Origin of the sequence: Lampropedia puyangensis (assembly GCF_004833285.1) — a bacterium.
Classification (GTDB): Bacteria; Pseudomonadota; Gammaproteobacteria; order Burkholderiales; family Burkholderiaceae_C; genus Lampropedia; species Lampropedia puyangensis.
The window spans coordinates 116,814-138,378 of the sequence record NZ_STFG01000001.1 but is presented as its reverse complement, the minus strand read 5'-3'; the positions used below and the strand labels follow the sequence as shown (position 1 = coordinate 138,378).

Below are 21,565 nucleotides of genomic sequence, written 5' to 3'. Positions count from 1 at the left end.
TCTGTGTGGTGCAAAAAACAATAAAATACGAATAATTTTCATATAGATTCATTTCAATCATGCCAGCTGCCGCAACCAACTTGGCCGACCTGTACACCGACCACCACCAGTGGCTTCAACAATGGTTGCGCCGCCGCTTGGGAAATGCAGCCGATGCCGCAGACATGGCCCACGACACGTTTGTACGCATCCTGAGCAAACGCCAAAGTGGCATGCTGGCACAGCCCCTGCACGAGCCGCGCGCCTACCTCAGCACCATCGCTCGGGGTTTAGTGATTGACCATTGGCGCAGGCGCGAATTGGAGCAAGCCTGGTTGCAAACGCTGGCAGCCTTGCCTGAAGAAGCCATGCCTGCACCTGAAGTCCGCCTACAAGCACTGCAAGCCTTGATGGAAATTGACCGCTTGCTGCATACCCTCAAGCCCAAAGTGCGCAGCGCCTTTTTACTTGCACAACTTGATGGCCTGACTTGCCCGCAAATTGCCAAACACTTAGGGGTATCCCTGGCCACTGCTGAGCGCTATGTCGCCCAGGGTCTGCGCGCCTGCTATGCATCCCGCTTTGAAGCATGAAGCCCCTTGCAACTCACCAAGCACTGCCAGAAGCGCTGGTACAAGCGGCCATTGCATGGGCGGTACGCGTCAATTACAACCAGCCCAGCGCACAAGACCTGAAGGCTTTTAACCAATGGTTGCAAGCGGAGCCCCTGCATGCCATCGCGTGGCAGCGGGTAAGCAGCTTCAAAGGCTTTGAGGCCGAACTTGGCCCCCTGCCCAATGCTGTTGCACACGACGCACTGCAAAGCGCCTTGCAGCTTCGCAGCAAACAACACACCACAACGCGCCGACAAGCTCTTAAGTTGCTTTCGCTCACGGCAATGGCTATTCCCTGCGTGTGGCTCGTGCGTGAGCAAGCGCCATGGCAACGCATGCTGGCCGACGCATCAACCACAGTGGGTGAACAGAAAACCTTACACCTCGAAGATGGCAGCACCCTGATCCTGAATACCGACAGTGCTGTACGCATCGCGCTCACTGGCACTGAACGCGTCATCACCTTGCTACGCGGTGAAATAGAAATAACCACCGGCCCAGATGCCAAAGCACGAGCACAGCAAGGCAGCAAACGGCCGTTGTGGGTGCACACCCCAATGGGGCGCATGCAGGCACTGGGCACCCGCTTCACAGTGCGACTCTACGATGCGCGCGCGCGCATTGATGTGCAAGAAGGCGCTGTTGCCTTGCACCCAGCCAATTCGCACAACACGGCTGTGGCCACAGTCTTGGCAGGTGAAAGCCACTGGCTGACTGCACAGGAAAGTTATCTGGCCGATTCGCCAGGCTTTGCGGCCAATGCTTGGGTTGACGGTGTGGTTGCAGGACAGAACATCGAATTGCAGGTTTTGCTTGCTGAACTCGAACGCTACCGCCATGGCCGCATCGTTTGCGACCCACGCATTGGCCACATGCGTGTCTCCGGCCTCTTCCATTTGCATGACACAGACCGCACGCTGCAATTTCTTGCGCATACGCTGCCGGTTGAGTTGCACTACCGCACGCGCTGGTGGGTGACCGTCGCACCTGCGAAAAATCCATGAGCCCGAGTCATGTGAATACCCGCTGATACAATAAAGACGATAATTATTCCCATTTACATCCTATTCCTTCTTTTATCGCGCTTGCAAGTCTGCACTTTGCTTTCGCGACAGCCTCAAAGGTCGTCTCTTGCGTGTCGGTAGCCCTGCTTTTTCGGACTTTTTCGAGCATTTACAGCCACAACTGCTGCGGTTTTTCTTGCGTCGAGTCGGCAATGCTGAAGAAGCGCGCGACTTATGCCAAGAAACCTGGCTGCGCATCACGGAACAGGCCACCTCCTCGTGGAGTAGTGATGAGCAAGCCCGCGCTTATGTGTTTACGGTGGCCGACCACCTACTGATCGACATGGCACGCCGGCGTGGTGTTGAAAGCAATGCCATGCGCGATATGGGCATTCGCAGCCAAGGGAAAAACGATACCGATGTCGCCGAAGGACTGAGCTACCGGCAAGCCCTTCACGCAGTCGATGATGTCTTGCATACGCTGCCCGAACGCAAGCGTGATGCATTCATTCGGCATCGCCTGCACGGTGAACGCCAAGACGGCATCGCCGCGACTTTAGGTGTGTCCATCAACACCGTTGAGCGTGACATCATGCAAGTTGATAGCTTGCTCGAAGACGCGTTGCACCGCTGGCGCGGGACGACACCAGCGGCCTCTGTTTATGCCGCCGCTAATGGCAGCGCAGCACTTTCAGCAAAAGGCTCGCGACGCAGACGTAGCCTGTCGGCCTTGCTGGGGCTGGTTGTCTTCGCAGGAACGGGGATTCCAAGTTGGTATTTATGGCGCCAGCGCGTGCAATGGCAAGACACCATCACCAGCCAGATTGGGAACATGCTCAATCGCACCTTGCCCGATGGCAGCCAGATTCAACTGGATGCCGACAGCCGCGTAGCAATCACGTATCGCGCCCACATGCGACACGCTTTGCTGCAGCAAGGCGCGGCATTTTTCTCTGTTCAAACCGATAGCGAGCGCCCCTTCGTTGTGGAGGCAGACAGCCTGCAAGTGCGCGTGGTGGGCACGCAGTTTAGCGTGGGACTGGAGCCGCAAGCCATTGTGGTGGAGGTGGAAGAAGGTGTGGTGCAAGTGGTGCCCACTGGTGACTCGTCTGGTGAGGTAAAGCAAACAGCGGTAACGCTGCAGGCTGGCGAGCGCCTGCGAGTGCCGCGTAACGCATCCATCGCCCAAACGTGGCAAGTAGAAAAAAACACCGCGACAGCCACATGGCGCCACGGAGATTTGATTTTTGACCGTGAGCGCCTGGCCAACGTTGCCGCACGGTTGCAACGCTATAGCACCCATCGCATCGACATCGATTCTCAGGTACAAGCCCTGCAAGTGAGCGGGCGCATGCGCGTGCGGGATGCACGCAACTGGCTCACAGGGTTAAGCCAAGTCTTGCCTGTACAAGTCAGCGATCAGGCAGATGGCAGCATTCGTGTGCATGCCCGCCACCAATAAGCTTTAGAACACGTTTGGGCTCTCCACGCAGACCGCGCTGGGACCCAAAGGATGCGATGCGTGGCAAAACCGCAGTCGGGCAATCTGCCCAACGAAAATTTTTAACACAGCAGCGCACCTTTTTTGTGTCTTGCGCGACTGTGTGGAGATCCTAAACACATTCTTAGAGTCCATATTTAGAGTCAAAAGTAACTGCAAATCGTTTTTCTTTGAATTATTTTTCAGGATTTTTACGTGTCCTGCGTTTTAGTAGGTAAGGCCAGCGCAAATGGGTCACTCAACCCTTGCGCCCCGAAGGCAGCATCGCCTGCATCCCTGCAACTACACCAACGGTTTTAGGCTTTCTTTTGGCTTGGAACGCACGCAGCACAGTCCTCTGCTGCGCAACCGCTCCGCTTACTTCGCATGTTTGAATATGTCTCTCTCTCCTAAGCCCCTTCAGCGCCATTCGCTCAACATTGCCGCCCGTGCGTGTCTTGCTCTGGGATTGGCCATGCAACTGCAATGGGCAGCAGCACAAAATGTCAACCTGGATATCGCCGAACAACCCTTGGCACATGCGTTGGACCAATTGGCGCAGCAAAGTGGCTTGCAATTGGTCTATCCCCCTGATGCCGTTCAAGGGCGCAGTGCTCCGGCCATCAAAGGCCAGCACACCATTGAAGAAGGCTTGCAACTGCTGCTCAAAGGCTCAGGCCTACAAGGGCGCGTGGTGGGAGATACCGTCACAGTGACATTGCCCTCAACCAAAGCCTCCAGTCATGACACTGACTTGGCTGAAGTGGTTGTTAGCGCAGGAGACCAATCCGTTCATGCGCTACCTGCCCCTGCGGTCGGCGGGCAAGTTGCCGAAGGCGTGCGCTTGGGCGTTCTCGGCAATACCAGCCATTTCAATGCGCCATTCAGTACCACCAGCTACACCGCAGAGGCCGTTGCCAACCAACAAGCACCATCGATTGCAGATGCGATTAACCGGGACCCATCGGTACGTTACACCGTTCTGCCAGGCGGCAACGTCGACAATTTGTTCATCCGTGGCTTTCCAATCTGGGAAGGCAACTCCGGAGAAATTGCGTTGGACGGTATCTATGGTGTTGCCCCTAATTACCGTGTGCGCTCGGAATATGTGGACCGCATCGAAGTGGTCAAAGGCCCGGGTGCCTTGCTCTTTGGCATGTCGCCCAATGGCTCTGTCGGCGGGGTAATCAATATCGCCCCCAAACGCGCCAGTGGCGATACTGCACGGCTGACCACCAGCTACACCTCCGACAGCTTGCTGCGCGCGCACGCCGATGTGGGCCGCCGCTTTGGAGAGCAAGCGCAATGGGGTATTCGCGTCAATGGCAGCACCTACAGTGGCGATACGGCCATGGACCACCAATCCATGACCGGCAACGTTCTGGCGATGGCGCTGGACTACGAAACCGAGCGATTTCGCGCCACACTCGACTTACTCTCGCAAAACGAAAAAATCAAAGGCGTGGGCCGCCCTATCATGCCCTCAGGGTTGGATGCCATGCCCAGCGCGCCCGATGGCCGCAACAACGTGACCCAGCCTTGGGAGTGGTCTGAAAACAAAGAGCGTGCAGCCTTGCTGCGCACCGAATGGGATGTGACGCAGCAGTTGGCGGTTTTTGCCAATGTGGGAACCTCCACCGCAGATGTCTCACGCGTGTATGACTCGGCCCCACGTCTGGTCAGCGAAAGTGGCGCCACCAACATCACCCCAACCTATGCCATTTTCGATGTCGACCGCAAAACCATTGATGCTGGTTTGCGCTCACGCTTTGAGACAGGCCCAATTCGCCACTCCGTGACCTTGCAAACGGCCGTGTACGAAGAAAACTTCAAACGTGTGCTGGCTGCAGGCTCCCCTGTGAGTTCCAACATCTACGCCCCTATTTCGTACCCAGAGCAAAATCTGGCACGACCAGGCCAAGTGCCTCGCATTCATGAAAACCGCAACACTGGCGTGGCCTTGGTCGACACCATGACCATGCTCGATGATCGTTTGCAGGTCTCACTGGGCTTGCGCCGCCAACGCGTGAAGTCCACCAACTTCAACCTGCTCAGTGGGGCTCCATCAAACGTGTACGACCAGACCGTCACGACACCTGCCATTGGGGTCGTCTTCTGGCCACAACCGCAATGGTCGATTTATGCCAACCATATTGAAGGCTTGAGCAAAGGGGATATTGCGCCTCCATCAGCCAGCAATTACGGCGAAGTGCTGGCCCCCTACACCAGCAAACAATATGAAATCGGCACCAAGTACGACTTTGGCAACATGGTGGCAACTGCCGCCCTGTTCCAAATCGACAAGCCCAGTGCAGGCCTGCAAGAAGGCCGTTACATCACCAATGGCGAGCAACGCAACCGCGGTCTAGAGCTGTACGCCTATGGCGAACCATGGAACGGTCTGCGCGTGCTCGGCGGCGTCACATGGATGCGCTCAGAATTCACGAAATCAGCCACAGCCGCATTGGTTGGAAGGCAACCAATCGGCGCTCCTAGGCAGTTGGCCAACCTGGGGCTGGAGTGGGATCTTCCTGCACTCCCCAATTTGACTTTAGTTGGTGACTGGACTTACACCGGAAAGCAGTACGTCAACCAAACGAATACCTTGCATATTGCAGCATGGAACCGTTTTGATCTGGGTATGCGTCTGCGCACAGAAGTGATGGGCAAGCCGACCACATTGCGAGCCAGTGTACAAAACGTCACCAACCGCAATGCCTGGGTAGGGGTGACTTCTTGGGGAGCCGTCTCACAGCAAATGCCGCGTACCTTGATGCTATCGGCCAGTGTTGACTTCTAAGTTGTGCTGACCCTCTGGCGCGATCGGCATGTTCGAATGCTGATCGCCATTCAATGGATCAGCATGGGCGCAATGGAACTCAGCAATCCATTCTGGCCGCTGGTACTGCAAGAAATGATGGGTGATGTCAGCAGCGATCCAGCCGGGCGCTTTCCCGCCTCTTGGTCTGCACTGGCCAGCACCGGGGTGTATGTGCTGCCCATGCTGGGCATGGCAATGAGCAGCGTTTGGTGGGGCCGCCTGGGGGATCGGTGTGGCCACCGCTGGATGATGGTCAGAGCCTTGCTCGGCCTGGGTCTGAGTCAACTGGGGCTGGCCATGGCTGCCAGCCCCAGTGAAGTTCTGGTTTGGCGCTTTGTACAAGGACTTTTGGCTGGCTTCATTGCTCCTGCGCAGGCTTATGGCGCACAACTGCTGCAAGGGCAACGCCCACACCTGCTGTTTGCGGCTTTGCAAATGGCCACCAATTTAGGCTCCGTCGCCGGCGCCTTATTGGGTGGCTTGCTGTGGCAATGGCTCCCTTTTGCCAGTCTCAACGCCTTGGCTGCAGTCCTGTGTGCATTTTGTGCATGGGCGGTCATTCATCTCCTACCGCGTCAAACACCACACCCTGCACGGTCCCCTGCTTTGCAGACGCATGAATCAATACCGGGCAACCCAGATCAATCTAAAAGCGCACACCACGTCTTGCCCTGCGTGATGGCTGCATTGGGCTTGCTGGTGCTGGCGCGCTTGCTGATGCAAATGCCATGGAGTCTGTATACCCATGGGATATTGCAGATGACCTCACCGCAAATTGGCATGGCATACAGCTTGATGGCTGCAGGCTTTTGCTGTGCAGCGCTAGGGTGGGCTCACTGGGCCCAGCGCTTATCGCCCGCCAACACACTGGGCCTACAAATCGCACTCATCGTGGGCCTAGCCTGCCTAGCTTGCGCTATAGCAAGCGTGCGCAGCGTATGGCTATTCTGGGCCACGCAATTGGCAATGGGCGCCCTACTGGCAGGCACGACCCCTGTGCTAACCGCATGGATCTCACGCCAATGCAGCGATGACCAACGTGGGCAGGTGCTTGGCTGCAGTCAGAGCATCTCCCAATGGTGTTCGGCCGTTGGGGTTTGTGCCGGCGGCGCGTTAGTGCATGGCGGATGGCTCAGCAGCATTTACCTCTGGATGGGTGGTGCGTTTGCGCTGGCTGCTTTGCCCTTGACAGTGGCCTATACACAAATACGTCGAGGCTGACTGCCCCGACCTTCACTCTATTTCACTCAAAAAACCACCATGAAACCAACCGCATCCTCTCTGACTGGCTGCATACCCCGCCTGGCTCTTGTGCTGTGCCTTTTCATGGCTGCATGGATTCCCCACGTCTGGGCATCCACTAGCGCAGTCAGCGAGGAAAGCAAGGTTTCGCCCCCGCATGGGCAAGCAAATACCATCACCGTAACGGATGTTTTAGGTCGGCAAGTGCGCATCCCTTTGCCCGTGCGACGCATGATTCTGGAGGAATCACGCCAGCTCTATACAGTGGCCTTGCTGACGCCAGAGCCTGCTGCGCACATTGTGGGTTGGGGCGCTGACCTGCAACAAGCTGACCCCGATACCTACCGCCAGTACCTTGCGCAATTTCCACAAATTGCCGACATTCCTGTATTGGGCAGTTTCTCAGCAGCAACGTTCAATATCGAAAAAGCCATTGCACTGCAACCCGATGTGGTGTTTTTGAACCTGGAAACAGAACGTCTTGCCAAAGACTCTGCCCAAGTACAAGCTCTGGAGCGCTTAGGCATTGCTGTGGTGTATGTGGACTTTCGTCACAACCCTGCGCGCAATACCAACCTCAGCATTGGCCTGTTTGGCCAGATACTGCAACAAACCGAACGCGCCAATGCCTTTATTGCTCTGCGCAACACCACACTGGCCCGCGTACAAGAGCGCCTGAACGCGCAGCCCCACACAACGCCCACCGTCTTTATTGAACGCATTGCCGGATTGACACAAGACTGCTGCTTTAGCTTTGGCAATGAAAATTTCGGCCGTTATGTGGAACTGGCAGGTGGGCGCAACCTCGCGCGCGAGCACATTCACGGCACTTTCGGGCAAATCAGCACCGAACAGGTACTGGCGTTTGATCCTGAAGTTGTGCTGCTGACCAGCGGAGACTGGGCCGCCTACAACCCAGCAGGCGATTGGATTCCGGTTGGCCCAAATGCCAGCGCAAGCAAGGTGCAAGCGGCCCTGAAGAAATACCCCAACAAACTGGCTTACCAAAGTTCTCGCGCAGCACGCAACAATCGCATCTACGCTGTTTGGCACCAGTTCTACAACAGCCCGTATGACTTCATTGTGGTCGAGCAATTGGCCCAATGGCTGCATCCTCAATTGTTTGCCGACTTCGATGCGCAAGCGAACTTTGCACAGTTACACCGAGATTTCTTGCCAGTGGTTTATGCACCGGGCTATTTCGCCGCCATTGAAGCGCCGCGTCCATGAAATCGCACCTGACTCCATCAACACCGCTACTGCACGCCATGCAAGCAGATACGCCTCTAGCCTACTATCGACACACTTCACGCAAGCTGCTCTGGTTGGCCGCCATGCTACTGGTATTGGTTGTGAGTGTGGTCTGCGACCTAGGGTACGGCCCCCTCCGTCTCACGCCGCAGCAAGTGCTGCAAGCCTTACTCACCCCCAGCGAAGTCAGTGAACAGTTGCGCACCGTCGTATGGCAACTGCGCCTGCCCACCGCCTTCATGGCTGTGTTCTGCGGGGCGGCGCTGGCACTGGCTGGCGCACAAATGCAGACCATTCTGGACAACCCGTTAGCAAGCCCTTTCACGCTGGGTTTGTCTGCAGCAGCCAGTTTTGGCGCCGCACTGGCCATTGCCTTGGGCGTGGGGGTGATCCCCTGGCTTGCCGCCTATCTGGTGCCTGTCAATGCATTTGTCATGGCCATGCTTTCGGCATTTTTAATCCATTTGCTCAGCAACCGGCGTGGCGTCAACAAAGAGACGATTGTGTTGTTTGGCCTGGCCTTGTCGTTTGTGTTTCAGGCGCTTTTGGCGGTAGTGCAATTTTTCTCTTCAGACCAAGCAGTCGCCTCGGTCGTATTCTGGTCGCTTGGCAGTCTGACCAAAAGCACTTGGCCCAAACTGGCCTTGGTCGCTGGCTCCATCGCCATGACTTTGCCATTTTTTATCTGGAGTGCCTGGCGCCTGACCGCGTTGCGCTTGGGAGAAACAAAGGCCAAAAGCATGGGCGTGCCCGTGGCAAGGTTGCGGTTTCAGGTCCTGATGATGGTGAGTTTTCTGGCTGCATGTTCAGTCGCATCCGTAGGCACTATTGGTTTCATCGGACTAGTGGCGCCGCACATTGCACGCATGCTCGTCGGTGAAGACCAGCGCTTTTTCATGCCCGCGTCCATGCTGTGCGGCGCGCTGGTACTTTCGCTGGCGTCGCTGCTCAGTAGAGCGATCTTGCCCGGTGCCATTTTCCCCATTGGCATACTCACTACGCTGATTGGTATTCCATTTTTCATCGCCTTGGTCATGGACCGAAAGAGGGCCGCATGGTGAACACCGTTACGTTAGAACTGAGCCAATTGGGCGTGCGCTATGGCCAGGAACAAATCATTCAGTCGGTCAGCACGCCAGCTTTAACCGGCGGACAAATTGTGGGGCTGCTTGGCCCCAACGGAGCAGGCAAATCCAGTCTGCTGCAACGTATTGCGCAATTGGTTCCTGGGCAAGGAAACGTTCAGGCCTTGCGCAAGGACAGCAGTGGTAGCGCGAATGCGCACGCACTAGCTAGCATTTGCTACATGCCGCAAGACAGCCAGGTGCAAGCCCGCCTGAATGTGTACGAATCCATGATCCTCACACTCAAGCAAGCGCAACCCTTGCATTGGCGTGTCGACCAAACTGAACACACCCACATTCAAGACACTCTGCACGCACTGGAGATTGCGCATTTGGCCTTCAGCAACATATCCCAACTCAGCGGAGGTCAGCGCCAACTGGTCAGCCTTGCTCAGGTACTGGTGCGCCAACCTGATGTCCTGCTGCTGGACGAACCCACCAGCGCGTTGGACCTGCGGCGCCAGCTCGGGTTCTTCCAATTCATTCGCCGTTATGTTCAGACTAGCGGTGCGCTGTGCATTGCTGCCTTACACGACCTGAACCATGTATTGGCTTACACCGACTATGCGCTGGTCTTGCATGCAGGCGAACTCATCGCGCACGGCACTACCGCAGAGGTCATCACCCCCGCGCTGCTGCGCGACACCTATGGCGTGCACGCCCGAGTGGAGCGCTGCAGCCATGGCCAGCCCCATGTTTTCATTGATGCTGTTGCACCAAGGCCAAGTTCAAGTGACGGCGGCACTTGAACTTGGACGTTGTCCTGAACAGCTTGTGTAGACAGTGGCCTGCCACGCGCACTCCACAGTGTGGACTGAAAAAAATATTCAACACCATGAGGGGATTGCACATTTCATACGGCCTACCCAATAGGAACCTCTTTTAAAAACCTATTGGAGTATTACCAGCCATGTTTTTCCGCCTCGTCTCCGGCAGCGCCGGCAACCATTTGCACGCTGCAAGGCCCTACTCTTTCCTGCGCCCGAGCTTGCTGACACTTGCCGTGCAATGCGCATTGTCGGCTGGGGCCATCACTGCCTCGCCTTTGCAAGCACAAACGCCTTCTGGTACGTCCTCCCGTCTTGACGTGCACCACTTCAATATTGCAGCAGGGCCGCTGGCCACCGCATTGGAACAGTTGGCGCGCACGGCGGGGGTGAATATCTCTTATGACGCAGCTTTGGTTGCAGGCAAGCACAGCCAAGGCTTCTCCGGCTCTTCAAGCACCGCATCGGCATTGCAACAACTTTTGGCTGCAAGCGCATTGGAGGCCACTGCGCAAGCGGGAGGTTTCAGCCTCAGGAAAGCGTCAGAGCCTGTCAGCACGGCGCGCAGCACCGATGGTGTTCTGCCTGAAGTCGTTGTTACCGCAAAAGCATCAAATGGCACCACAGAGGGAACGGGGAGTTACGCCCAGACGGGCCCTACCAGCACCGCCACAGGGCTTGGATTGACCGTGCGAGAAACACCGCAATCCATCAGCGTGGTCACACGCCAGCAGTTGGAGGACCAGAATCTCCTCAGCTTAGGGCAAGCGGCCAAACACGTCACGGGGATTGCAACGGCAGTCTCTGACATTGAACGCACAGACATCCATGCGCGCGGATTCCACGTAGACAACTACCAATACGACGGCGTTCCCACCAACCACGGCAACGATTTTTTTGGTGCCTCCACTTTTGACTCAACGGTTTACGATCGCATCGAATTCGTGCGCGGGGCTACAGGCCTGATGACCGGTGCAGGCAACCCCGGCGCTGCGGTGAACTTAATCAGAAAACGCGCTACCAGCAAAACACTGGCCGGTGATCTTGCTCTGGGCCTAGGCTCTTGGCAGCATCGCAGGGGCAGTATTGACTTGAGTACAGCACTGAATGAAACGGGATCTGTGCGCGGGCGTGTTGCAGCCAGTCTGGACCAGCACGACGCTTTCATGGATCGCTACCACACCAAGAACAACGCAATACTGGCCACAGTTGAAGCCGACATCACACCAGTGACCACAGTGCGCATTGGTGTCGACCGTCAGGCCAAAAGACCCAAGGATGTGGATTGGGGCGGATTGCCGATGTTCACCAGCGATGGCCAAGCCAGCCATTGGCCGCGCACGTTCAATGCAGGTGCGCAGTGGACCTACTGGAACACGACCAACACCACGGTCTATGCGGGTTTGGAGCACCAATTGAGTAACGGCTGGGAGTTCAAAGCCGATGCCAGTCGGCTCAAAAGCAATTTCGAATCCAAGCTGCTGTACCTGCTTGGTCGCGCCGATCCAGTCACCGGTCTGGGCATCTCGCCATTTGTGAATTACTCCATCCAAGACTTCAAACAAACCAACGCTGCGGTGCAACTGCGCGGACCTTTTGAACTGCTGGGCAAACGCCATGAAGTGGCAGTGGGCCTGACCGACAACAAATCTGTACTGGATGCGGGCAACCATGCCAACACCACCGCGGCCATTGGTAATTTCTACGCATGGGATGGTTCCTACCCAGAACCTGTTTGGGGTGCCTATCGCCCCGTCAGCCACGATGTGATCAGGCAAACAGGTTTGTATGGCGTCACGCGACTGGCGCTGACTGATTCCCTCAAGCTGATTGCTGGTGCACGCTACACACGATGGAAAGCCGACACGCTGTCTGCGCAACGCAAACACAATGAACTGACGCCATACGCAGGGCTGGTGTGGGAGGTGAGTCCCACCTACTCACTCTACGCCAGCTATGCAGATATTTTCCAGCCACAGAACTACCGCAATGCCAACGGTTCCTACCTGGACCCCGTCATTGGCAAAAGCTACGAGGCTGGGGTCAAGGCTGCCTATATGGATGGGCAGCTCAATGCCGCCTTGGCCGTGTTCAAAATCAACCAAGACAACGTCGCCGTACTCGATGGTGACGCACTCATTCCAGGAACCACGGACAACGCCTACCGGGGCGAGCGAGGCGTTTCCAGCAAAGGGTTTGAGGCAGAACTCTCGGGTCAACTGCATCCCTCCTGGAATTGGATGACCGGCTTCTCACGCACATTGGCCCACAGTGCCGACGGAGCTCGCTTGAATGGGGCACGCCCTGTCAACCAACTGCATTTGTTCAGCGCTTACCAATTACCGGGGGCGCTGCGACAACTCAAAGTCGGTGCAGGCGCACGCTGGCAAAGCGCCATCTACCACGGCGCACAATTGCCATCAGGATGGGCAAGACGTGACCAAGGCTCATTCGTCGTCGCCGACTTGATGCTGTCCTATCAGATCGCGCGTGACTGGAATGCACAGCTCAATATCGACAACCTATTCGATAAAACCTATACCAGCTTTGCTGGCGGCTACATCACCTACGGCAAACCCAGAAGTGTGATGCTGACCATCAAGTACCAATTGCCTGATTAAGAGCGGCCCGGCTTTGGTAGCGCAACGGCACATGCACGATGAGACAGGTCAATCACAGCACTTGTTTCATCGGCTGGCGTTCGCTCAGGTGCCGCATCTGCGGTCGGTTCTGACGATATGCAGAGCCACGGATATGTAATCATTTGAAACAAAACGGTGTTTTCCCATGGCTCATTCGTCTTACATAGAAAGGGCCATCAAAGAGCCGTTGCCGATCTTCTCGCCACCCCATTGGCGCCGACAGGATGAATGTGCTGTGCACCCCAAACAACTACCTGGCTATCTGCCAGGCAAAGTTCCAGGACAACGCAACACACCCTCTCGGATGCCACGCCGAAGGCCAATGGCAAAAAATGCATGGCCGCAGCGCTTGCTTTGCATTGCCTTTGAGTCGATTTTCTTCTTGCCACTTTGCTTATTCACTTATGAAACACTTGTCCACACGCTCTTCCGCCACATTCAAAATCAGCGCCTTAGCTTGCACCGCGCTGCTGATGGTAGCCTGTCAATCCACCCCAACTTCCTCCTCAGCAGTTGCTCCTGCGACAGCATCGCAGAGCCTGGCCGCAGCCCCCGTTCTGCGCCAAGACAGTCTTGATGGCATCTACGAAATCACCACTACACGCCAAGGCGATTCCGTTTTCGTTGCCAGTGCAGGCGATTTCTCTCCCAAGAGTGCAGGCTTTATCTACCGACTAGATGCGCGCACGCTGGAGGTGGTTCAAGCCATCCAAATCCCACGCCGTGCATTTGCACTCGGATTGAACAATGCCACCAACACCCTGTATGCCGGCAACACTTTGGATGGCTCGCTCAGCGTAGTGGATGCCAACAGCGGCATGGTCAAAGGTCTGATTCAACTGGGCGAAGAGAAGAAAAACGACAAGGGCGAGCCCTACTACGACCACACGCGCAAAGTGGTGGTGGATTCCACGCGCAACCGCGTATTCGTCACCAGCCCAGGCCAGCCAGGCAAAGTGTGGATTGTTGACGGCACAACGAATACCGTGGCACACACCATCACCAGTGAAGGCATCTGGACTGCTGGCGCCGCTTTCGATGAAGCTGCCAATGTGTTGTACGTCAGCCAAGGCGGCAAAGATGAAATTCTGGCCATTGACCCTGAGGCAGGTCAAGTACTACGCCGCTTCAGCACTGGCGACAGCGTCAGCAACCAGGCTGATGACTCCAAACACTTCTTCGTGAACCTGGCCATTGACACCAAAGGCCAGCGCCTGTTTGGCGCCGATGGCAACACCAACCAAATCTACGTGGCCGATATCGCTAGCGGGCAATTCACCCAACAGATCAAAGTGCCTGGACTGGGGCTGCTCGACGTCGCGTACAACCCTGCACGCAACGAAATTTATGCCAGCACACGCGGGGTTTCACGCGAGGCGCCCAACGGCACCGGCTCGGTCAGCGTGATTGATGGCACCAGCTTTGCCATCAAGCGCACCATCGATCTGCCAGTCCATCCCAACACCTTGTCCGTCTCAACCAATGGGAAAACCTTGTATGTGACAGTCAAAAATCCGCACGGTGACAAACACACCGCATGGCGCAAAGACAGCAAAGAAAGCGTTGTTCGCATTGATTTGCAGCCCTGAGCATGTGTTCTAAGAACATGCGCTAAGGCAGCGCAACACAATCCATTACAAAACACATGGCGAAAAAACTGAGGTTTTATCTCACTCGTTCGTCATAACAGTAAGAGTGCCTTCGCGATCGCTTTATTGCCCGCGCAGGTGCCTTCACCCCGACAGACCGATTTCGTTGTTCTCGCAAAGCAACTGGGCCCGATGCAGCGGGGCTGCAAAGGGCCTTTTTTACGATCGGACAGCCCGTTTATCGACCCGACTGGCCATAAACCTTTGGGCAACGCCACCACTTGATTAGGAATTTTCAGTCCATGCCACTTTCGTTGATGACGCGTCGCGTCTTGTTTTCACTGGCCTTCATCTTCAGCGCAAGCGCATTGCAGGCACAGTATCTGTGGCTAGAGCCTGGCAGCGCGCACAGCGCCACTGTGAAGGCTGGCGAGCTGCATAAGCCGCTGACCACAATGCCCACATTGCAGGAAACCAAAGCCTTTGGTGCCGCCAAGCAAGCGTTGGCCCTGAGTAAAGGCAGCGATGCATTCACCATCAACGACATTCCTGCACAAGGCGATGTGCGTTTTAGCGCCATCGAACCTTTGGCCGATGGGGTGGTGTACTACCACCACAGCAAATGGGGCCGCAGCGAGACAGAAGCTATCAACGATCTGGAGTTGGTTCCCACTGCAGCACAAGGCAACACCTTCAAACTGGTCTGGAAAGGGCGCCCGGTCGCGGCCAGTTTGGTCAACGTCGATACCAGCGAGGGTTGGCGCAGGCAGTTGAAAGCCAATGCCGATGGCAGCATCACGCTGCCCACTCCATTTGCAGGGTTGTATGTATTAGAAGTGACGGTTCGCATTGACGATGGCAGCGTCACCATCGACGGGAAAAAATACACCGATGTGCGTCACAACGCGACATTGGCCTTTGAGGTGCCCGCACCATGAGATGCGGCTTTCGCAAGCAACAGGCTGCGCCCCAATATCCTGCCAATGCCAGCATGGGCGGTCTATCCTTATGGTGGCTGGCTCCTGCAATCGGGTTGGCTGTGGGCGCTGCAAGCTTTTTATGGCAACAGAAAAATCCGCCCAGCCCAACTTGGTTGAGTGCCCCCGTTGTTCGCGGCAATATCGAAGCCACTGTTGCTGCCGTGGGAACCCTGCAGCCTTTGCAGTCAGTGGAAGTGGGCGCTCAGGTTTCAGGCCAGATCATGCGTTTACTGGTATCTGCAGGCGATACCGTGGAGCAAGGACAACTGCTGGCTGAAATTGACGCCAGCGTGATTGAAGCCACAGTAGAGGCCGGGCGCGCCGAAATCAAAGCACTGCAGGCACAACTGGCCGATGCCAGAGCGCAGCGCCTGCTTACACAGAGCAAACTCGAACGCCAGCAACTGCTCCATAACAGCCAGGCTACGCCACGCGAAGCTATGGAAGAAGCCACAGCCAACCACGCTTCTGCGGTAGCAAAAATCGACCAGTTGCAAGCACAGATTCAGCAGCTCAAGGCACGTTTGCGTGCCGATGAAGCCCAACTGGGCTACACCCGCATCGTCGCCCCCATCGCCGGAACGGTAACCAGCGTCGATGCCAAGTTAGGCCAAACCTTGAATGCCACTTACCAAACGCCTACCGTGCTGCGTTTGGCAGACCTCTCGCGTATGCAGGTGTGGACACAAGTCTCAGAAGCCGATATTGGCCGAGTGCGATCAGGCCAAACCGCCTGGTTCACCACCCTTGGCAGCATGGGCGAAGCAGCACCGCGCCAATGGCATGGCCGCGTCAAGCAAGTGTTGCCTGCGCCCCCCGTCAAAGCAGGCCAAGAAGATGCAGCGGCGGCAGCCAACACCCAGGCGGTGCAATACACCGTGTTGTTCGATGTCGCTAACGACGACGGCGCACTCATGCCGCAAATGACGGCGCAAGTGGTGTTTGTGACAGCATCAGCGCAAGACGTTTTGTTGGCACCACTTGGCGGTTTGCAGACCGCGGCAGGCCAGTCCCAGCGGTATGAGGCCCGTGTGCTCGATTCCAACCAACAAGTGCAAACGCGCACAGTACGCATCGGAAAACAAGACCGTCTGGCCGCTGAAGTGCTCGACGGCTTGCGCGAGGGGGAAAACCTCATCACTGGTGAGGTACCTGCACCACCGCCAACAGGCTGGCTGCAATGGTAGGGACGACCACCATGCAGCAATCCAACACATCGCCCGAGCGCAAAACCTTGCCACTGATTGAGCTGCGCAGCATTCGCAAACAGTACGGGGGCCTGAATGGCAGTCCGACCGTGGAGGTGCTGCACGGTATTGACCTGCACATCTATTCGGGCGAATTTGTCGCCATTGTGGGAGCATCGGGATCAGGCAAGTCCACGCTGATGAATATTCTGGGGTGCCTGGACCAGCCCAGTTCTGGCCAATACCTCTTCCAAGGTGAAAATGTGGCCCACCTGAACGCGGACAGCTTGGCTTGGCTGCGCCGTGAGGCCTTTGGTTTCGTGTTCCAAGGCTACCACCTCATTCCCACAGAAACGGCCAGTGAGAACGTCCAAATCCCGGCCATGTACGCAGGCCTGCCGGAAACCCAGCGGCAAGCCAAAGCCGATGCGCTTCTTTTGCGCTTGGGCTTGCTGGGCAAGCAACACAACCGCCCCAACCAACTCTCAGGTGGGCAACAGCAACGGGTCTCAATCGCCCGTGCATTGATGAATGGCGGGCGCATCGTCCTGGCCGATGAACCCACCGGCGCACTGGATAGCCAAAGCGGCAAAGAAGTCATGGCCTTGCTCCATGAGTTAGCCGATGCGGGGCACACCATCATCTTGATCACACACGACAAAGGCGTGGCCGCACAAGCCAGACGAGTGATTGAAATTCACGATGGGCAAATCACATCAGACAGTGCAGCTAACGCCTCGGACTATCTGCACGCACCAGAACCAGCAGCGCAGCACCAACCCCTTGCCCATGCGATGGGCAACACGATTGCAAGGCAAGCGCTACAGGGGCATAACGCCTCATGGCTCACCAGTTTGCATGAAGCAGCCCGTACCGCTTGGCGCGGAATGAAGCTCAATCGCTCACGCACCATGCTCACCTTGCTGGGGATTGTGATTGGAGTGGCCTCCGTCATTGTGATGCTGGGCATTGGCGAAGGGGCCAAGCAAAAAGTGGTGCAGGAAATGGGCGTGATGGGCACCAACATGATGTACATCGGCAGCCGCACACCACCAGGCGGTGGCCCAGTAGGGGTGTTGACACCCGAGGACTTTGAAGCCTTGGAAGCCGTGGACGGCATCACACACGTCATGCCCGTGTTGCGCGATCCTGTGCTCATGCGCTTTGGAGCCCACAGCATGGCGACCGAAGCACTAGGGACAGGGGCCTTACTGCCACAAATCCACCGCTGGCCTGTAGCGCAAGGGCGTTATTTCACTGAGCGAGAAAACCTACAAATTGCCCCTGTGGTTGTGCTGGGCCATGAGGTCTATACCAGCTTGTTTCCCGATGGTGGCAACCCGCTAGGCCAACGTGTTCTGGTCAATAACAACCCGTTCGAGGTCGTGGGCGTGATGAGTATCAAAGGCTCAGAAGCGGGCGGCAACTTTCCCGACAAACAAGTACTGCTGCCGCACCGCACAGGCATGGTGCGGGTCTTTCCTGCCCAACGCAATGAAAGCTACGGTGTCATTGAAGTGGCCGACAGTGCCCGCGTGCAGCAAACACAGGCCGCAGTGGAGCAATTGATGCAACAGCGCCATGGCCGCGAGGACTACGGCATATCCAACGCAGCGGCCCGCCTACAAGCGGAAGCGGCCACCCGCAACACCATGACCATGCTCCTGAGCCTGATTGCCGCCGTTTCCTTGCTGGTGGGCGGGATTGGGGTCATGAACGTGATGCTGATGACCGTGAAGGAGCGCACACGCGAGATTGGCATTCGCATGGCCACCGGTGCACGCCAGCGCGATATTCAGCGCCAGTTTGTGACCGAGTCCGTCCTGGTCACCGTCACCGGAGGGATCACGGGCGTTGCGCTGGGCTTGGCCATGGGTGGTGTGCTGCTGGCTATGCAAGTGCCTATCGTTTTTTCCGTTCGTGCGATTGTGGGCTCATTTGCCTGCGCGGTGGTGACTGGCTTGCTCTTTGGCTGGATGCCCGCGCGCACCGCTGCACGCCTGAACCCTGTGGAGGCACTGACCGGCGCCACGCCATAGTCAGCACCCACTATCACTATAAAAATAGTCCCATCTCAGCTCCAACCATGGAACGAATCCCACGACGCACTGCTCCAAAGCCTAGCCGCTGCAAGCAGTGCACCCTGCCCCTACAACGACATCCACAGTGAGCACCACTACCCACCCCCCCCATGCCCAAGAGGCCAATATGCACCTGCTGCGCCAAGCAGGTATTTCCATTACGCTGCCGCGCCTGGAACTACTGCGTGTATTGCAAGAAGCAGGTAAAGCACTGACCGCGCACCAAATCTACCGCTGCCATCTCGATGCCGGACACGACGTGCCGCTGTCTACCATCTACGTCAACCTCAAGCGACTGGAAGACACAGGCATCATCCACCGCATTCGGCTTGATAACGACAGCAAAAGCTTGTATTGCGTCTCCACAGATGCCAGTCCAGTGCGCCTGGTGTGCAAGCAATGTGGCCAGCTGCTTTGGGTGAACGACCCACGCATCGCCCTACTGCTGGAACAAGTCTGCCAAGACAAAGGCTATGCACTGCAAGGCTACGGCGTCACGCTGGAGGCCAACTGCCAAACCTGCGCCCCCGGCCACTTGCCATCGTAAAGCGCATTGGCCCGTCAGGCCTGTCTGCACAGACGTACAATGTTTGTACTGTCTTTGATGTTTTGATTGCCACGTTGGTATGTTTCGCGCTGTTTGGCTATTGCTTGCTGCTGTTTCGTTGTGCTTCGGGCCATTGCTGGCTTCACTGCACAGCGCAACCATGTCTGCGACTATGGCGCCCACAACAGCAATCGTGTCTGCCATCGCTAGTGGACACTCAAAGCTCCATTCCCTTGACTCCGCACAGACGGACCAAGCCAGTGCACAACACCACCACATGGGAGCGACAAGCAGCGCATGCACAACGCCCCCCTCCTGCGGTATGGACATGACCACCTGCAGCTGGATTTGTGCTGGTATTAGCACCGTAGCGTTGTGGGCAGCCCCCGCGCAATGGGTGCCTTCTGTAGTGGCACACCCTTCACCTGTTGCCCAGCTGCTGCGTAAGGGCATTACGCAGCAACCGCATGATCGCCCACCTAACACCGCCCTCCTCTGACTGAGTTCGTATTGCGCCTATGGCTGGCGCAGTCTCACCAATCAAGGGCCACACCAGCTTGTGGACACAGGGACACCCATGCCTATTGCATGCAGTCTGTCGCCACACGGTGCTGCCCATGGAATGCCTTGCATTCCAATGGAGATTCTTATGGTTTCTTTTTCTCGTCGCGATTTTTTGGCCGCAAGCATGGCCGCATCGGTAGCTACACAATTTCCTCGCTTGGCCCATGCCAGCGGGCAGACGCCTGCTTCGACCATGCGTTTGACAGCCTCCAGCCGCACTTTGGATGTGAACGGCCGCGCAGCCACCGTATGGAGTCTGCAAAGCGCAACACAGCAAGGCTTGGTGTTAGAGCCTGAGCAGCGTTTTCGCGTGGAGCTGGCCAATGCGATGCCTGAGCCCACCTTGATCCACTGGCACGGGCAGATTCCACCCAACGCACAAGATGGTGTGCCAGACTTGCCGATGCCCATGCTCAAACCGGGCGAAACGCGCCAGTATGACTTTGCCGCACGCGCGGGCACCCACTGGATGCACGCCCATATTCCCATGCAGGAAATGCGCTTATTGGCCGCCCCGTTGATTGTGCGCACGCAGGCCGATGTGAAAGCAGATCAGCAAGAAGTGGTGATGATGCTGCACGACTTTGCCTTTGATCCACCACAGGAAGTCATACAACGCATTGCCGGTGGCCACACGTCCGCTGGCCATTCAGGTATGAACCATGGCGCCATGCCCAAAGAAAACTCCGAGCCCGTCCACTCCATGGCAGGCATGAACCACAGCACCATGATGAGCGGCATGAGCGGCATGGGCGGTATGGAGATGGACCTCAACGACTACGACTGGGATGCCTATCTGACCAATGACCGCACCTTGACCGACCCAGAAGTGGTACGCATTGAGCGCAATACGCGCATTCGCCTGCGCATCATCAATGCGGCCTCAGCCACCGTATTCTGGATTGATACGGGCACGGCAAGCGCACGCCTGGTTGCGGTGGATGGCGAAGCCGTGCAACCACTCGCTGGCACACGTTTTGGCATCAGCATGGGTCAGCGACTGGATGTGGAACTGCAGCTGTCAGGCAGCGGAGCCTGGCCTATTCTGGCCTTGCGCGAAGGTGCGCAAGAACGCACAGGTCTGATCCTGGCCACACAAGGCGCAAAGATACCGAAACTGTCCCCACTCAGTGAACACAAAGCGCCAGCATTTGACACCGACCTCGCACAGGAATCACGTCTCGTTGCGCTCAATCCTTTGCCGCAACGCACGGCCGATCGCAGCCCCATGCTGATGCTGGGCGGCACCATGCAACCCTACCGCTGGACCATCAACAACCGCATTTGGGGCGAGCACGCACCCGTCACGGCCCGTTCCGGCGAACGGGTAGAGATCATGTTCCACAATATGTCGATGATGGCGCATCCAATGCACTTACACGGCCACTCTTTTCAGGTTGTAGAAATCAATGGCAAACGCATGCGTGGCGCGCGTCGCGACACCGTGCATGTGCCCCCGATGGCTACCGTCACCATTGCATTGGATGCTGGAGAAGCCGCTCGCTGGATGCTGCACTGCCACCACATGCCTCATCTGGAAACCGGAATGATGACGGAGTTTGCTGTTTCATAAGCATGCTCTCTTGAAACAAGCCGGAGGCTTCGATTGTGACCTCCGGCCCTTGTTCAAACCGTTCAAACCGTTTCATCAACACCGCTTTTGCTCCCCAAAAAGCCTTTCATCGACATTCCT

16 protein-coding genes are annotated in these 21,565 nt (G+C 56.8%); all 16 read left to right on the top strand.

Features of this window, described 5'->3' with window-relative positions; genetic code table 11:
* The first annotated feature begins 59 nt into the window (after positions 1-59).
* Complete coding sequence (locus tag E9531_RS00545; protein WP_136571788.1) at positions 60-572, top strand: sigma-70 family RNA polymerase sigma factor; 513 nt, start codon at positions 60-62, stop codon at positions 570-572.
* On the top strand, positions 569-1,597 hold the full coding sequence (locus E9531_RS00540) for a FecR domain-containing protein (RefSeq protein ID WP_136571787.1): 1,029 nt from the start codon (positions 569-571) through the stop codon (positions 1,595-1,597). Before E9531_RS00545 ends, E9531_RS00540 begins: the two co-directional genes overlap by 4 nt.
* Before the next feature lie 127 nt (positions 1,598-1,724).
* Positions 1,725-3,059, top strand: coding sequence for a sigma-70 family RNA polymerase sigma factor (locus E9531_RS00535; protein ID WP_136571786.1), 1,335 nt, complete (start codon positions 1,725-1,727; stop codon positions 3,057-3,059).
* Between the two features lie 415 nt (positions 3,060-3,474).
* Positions 3,475-5,877, top strand: a complete 2,403-nt coding sequence (locus E9531_RS00530) for a TonB-dependent receptor (protein WP_136571785.1) — start codon at positions 3,475-3,477, stop codon at positions 5,875-5,877.
* Between the two features lie 36 nt (positions 5,878-5,913).
* Positions 5,914-7,119 carry an MFS transporter gene (locus E9531_RS00525; protein WP_136571784.1) on the top strand — a complete coding sequence of 402 codons (1,206 nt, stop codon included), beginning with the start codon at positions 5,914-5,916 and terminating at the stop codon, positions 7,117-7,119.
* A gap of 39 nt (positions 7,120-7,158) precedes the next feature.
* The gene (locus tag E9531_RS00520) at positions 7,159-8,370 is read left to right on the top strand and encodes an ABC transporter substrate-binding protein (RefSeq protein ID WP_211343339.1); all 1,212 of its coding nucleotides are present in this window, start codon (positions 7,159-7,161) and stop codon (positions 8,368-8,370) included.
* Positions 8,367-9,452, top strand: a complete 1,086-nt coding sequence (locus tag E9531_RS00515) for a FecCD family ABC transporter permease (protein ID WP_244609920.1) — start codon at positions 8,367-8,369, stop codon at positions 9,450-9,452. The genes E9531_RS00520 and E9531_RS00515 overlap by 4 nt, the downstream gene beginning before the upstream one ends.
* Positions 9,446-10,264: an ABC transporter ATP-binding protein gene (locus E9531_RS00510; RefSeq protein ID WP_136571783.1), complete on the top strand. Its 819-nt coding sequence runs from the start codon at positions 9,446-9,448 to the stop codon at positions 10,262-10,264. Before E9531_RS00515 ends, E9531_RS00510 begins: the two co-directional genes overlap by 7 nt.
* Positions 10,265-10,425: 161 nt before the next feature.
* Positions 10,426-12,903, top strand: a complete 2,478-nt coding sequence (locus E9531_RS00505) for a TonB-dependent siderophore receptor (protein ID WP_136571782.1) — start codon at positions 10,426-10,428, stop codon at positions 12,901-12,903.
* A gap of 425 nt (positions 12,904-13,328) precedes the next feature.
* A complete protein-coding gene (locus E9531_RS00500; RefSeq protein ID WP_136571781.1) occupies positions 13,329-14,513 on the top strand; it encodes a YncE family protein in 1,185 nt (394 codons plus the stop codon).
* 302 nt (positions 14,514-14,815) lie between these two features.
* Positions 14,816-15,451 carry a DUF4198 domain-containing protein gene (locus E9531_RS00495; RefSeq protein WP_244609919.1) on the top strand — a complete coding sequence of 212 codons (636 nt, stop codon included), beginning with the start codon at positions 14,816-14,818 and terminating at the stop codon, positions 15,449-15,451.
* 53 nt (positions 15,452-15,504) lie between these two features.
* On the top strand, positions 15,505-16,680 hold the full coding sequence (locus E9531_RS00490; protein ID WP_136572224.1) for an efflux RND transporter periplasmic adaptor subunit: 1,176 nt from the start codon (positions 15,505-15,507) through the stop codon (positions 16,678-16,680).
* 11 nt (positions 16,681-16,691) lie between these two features.
* Positions 16,692-18,719, top strand: a complete 2,028-nt coding sequence (locus E9531_RS00485) for an ABC transporter permease (RefSeq protein ID WP_136571780.1) — start codon at positions 16,692-16,694, stop codon at positions 18,717-18,719.
* Positions 18,720-18,846: 127 nt separating this feature from the next.
* Positions 18,847-19,308 carry a Fur family transcriptional regulator gene (locus E9531_RS00480; protein WP_136571779.1) on the top strand — a complete coding sequence of 154 codons (462 nt, stop codon included), beginning with the start codon at positions 18,847-18,849 and terminating at the stop codon, positions 19,306-19,308.
* Positions 19,309-19,387: 79 nt separating this feature from the next.
* Positions 19,388-19,807 (top strand): hypothetical protein, encoded by a 420-nt coding sequence (locus E9531_RS00475; protein ID WP_158291686.1) that lies wholly within the window; start codon positions 19,388-19,390, stop codon positions 19,805-19,807.
* A gap of 150 nt (positions 19,808-19,957) precedes the next feature.
* Positions 19,958-21,445, top strand: a complete 1,488-nt coding sequence (locus E9531_RS00470; protein WP_136571777.1) for a multicopper oxidase family protein — start codon at positions 19,958-19,960, stop codon at positions 21,443-21,445.
* Positions 21,446-21,565 lie beyond the last annotated feature (120 nt).

Bases quoted from the DNA above. Each gene is read 5' to 3' on its own strand.
- E9531_RS00515 (WP_244609920.1), top strand. From the start codon at position 8,367: ATGAAATCGCACCTGACTCCATCAACACCGCTACTGCACGCCATGCAA.
- E9531_RS00525 (WP_136571784.1), top strand. From the start codon at position 5,914: ATGCTGATCGCCATTCAATGGATCAGCATGGGCGCAATGGAACTCAGC.
- E9531_RS00500 (WP_136571781.1), top strand. From the start codon at position 13,329: ATGAAACACTTGTCCACACGCTCTTCCGCCACATTCAAAATCAGCGCC.
- E9531_RS00505 (WP_136571782.1), top strand. From the start codon at position 10,426: ATGTTTTTCCGCCTCGTCTCCGGCAGCGCCGGCAACCATTTGCACGCT.
- E9531_RS00545 (WP_136571788.1), top strand. From the start codon at position 60: ATGCCAGCTGCCGCAACCAACTTGGCCGACCTGTACACCGACCACCAC.
- E9531_RS00490 (WP_136572224.1), top strand. From the start codon at position 15,505: ATGGGCGGTCTATCCTTATGGTGGCTGGCTCCTGCAATCGGGTTGGCT.
- E9531_RS00470 (WP_136571777.1), top strand. From the start codon at position 19,958: ATGGTTTCTTTTTCTCGTCGCGATTTTTTGGCCGCAAGCATGGCCGCA.
- E9531_RS00495 (WP_244609919.1), top strand. From the start codon at position 14,816: ATGCCACTTTCGTTGATGACGCGTCGCGTCTTGTTTTCACTGGCCTTC.
- E9531_RS00520 (WP_211343339.1), top strand. From the start codon at position 7,159: ATGAAACCAACCGCATCCTCTCTGACTGGCTGCATACCCCGCCTGGCT.
- E9531_RS00485 (WP_136571780.1), top strand. From the start codon at position 16,692: ATGCAGCAATCCAACACATCGCCCGAGCGCAAAACCTTGCCACTGATT.
- E9531_RS00540 (WP_136571787.1), top strand. From the start codon at position 569: ATGAAGCCCCTTGCAACTCACCAAGCACTGCCAGAAGCGCTGGTACAA.
- E9531_RS00510 (WP_136571783.1), top strand. From the start codon at position 9,446: ATGGTGAACACCGTTACGTTAGAACTGAGCCAATTGGGCGTGCGCTAT.
- E9531_RS00475 (WP_158291686.1), top strand. From the start codon at position 19,388: ATGTTTCGCGCTGTTTGGCTATTGCTTGCTGCTGTTTCGTTGTGCTTC.
- E9531_RS00530 (WP_136571785.1), top strand. From the start codon at position 3,475: ATGTCTCTCTCTCCTAAGCCCCTTCAGCGCCATTCGCTCAACATTGCC.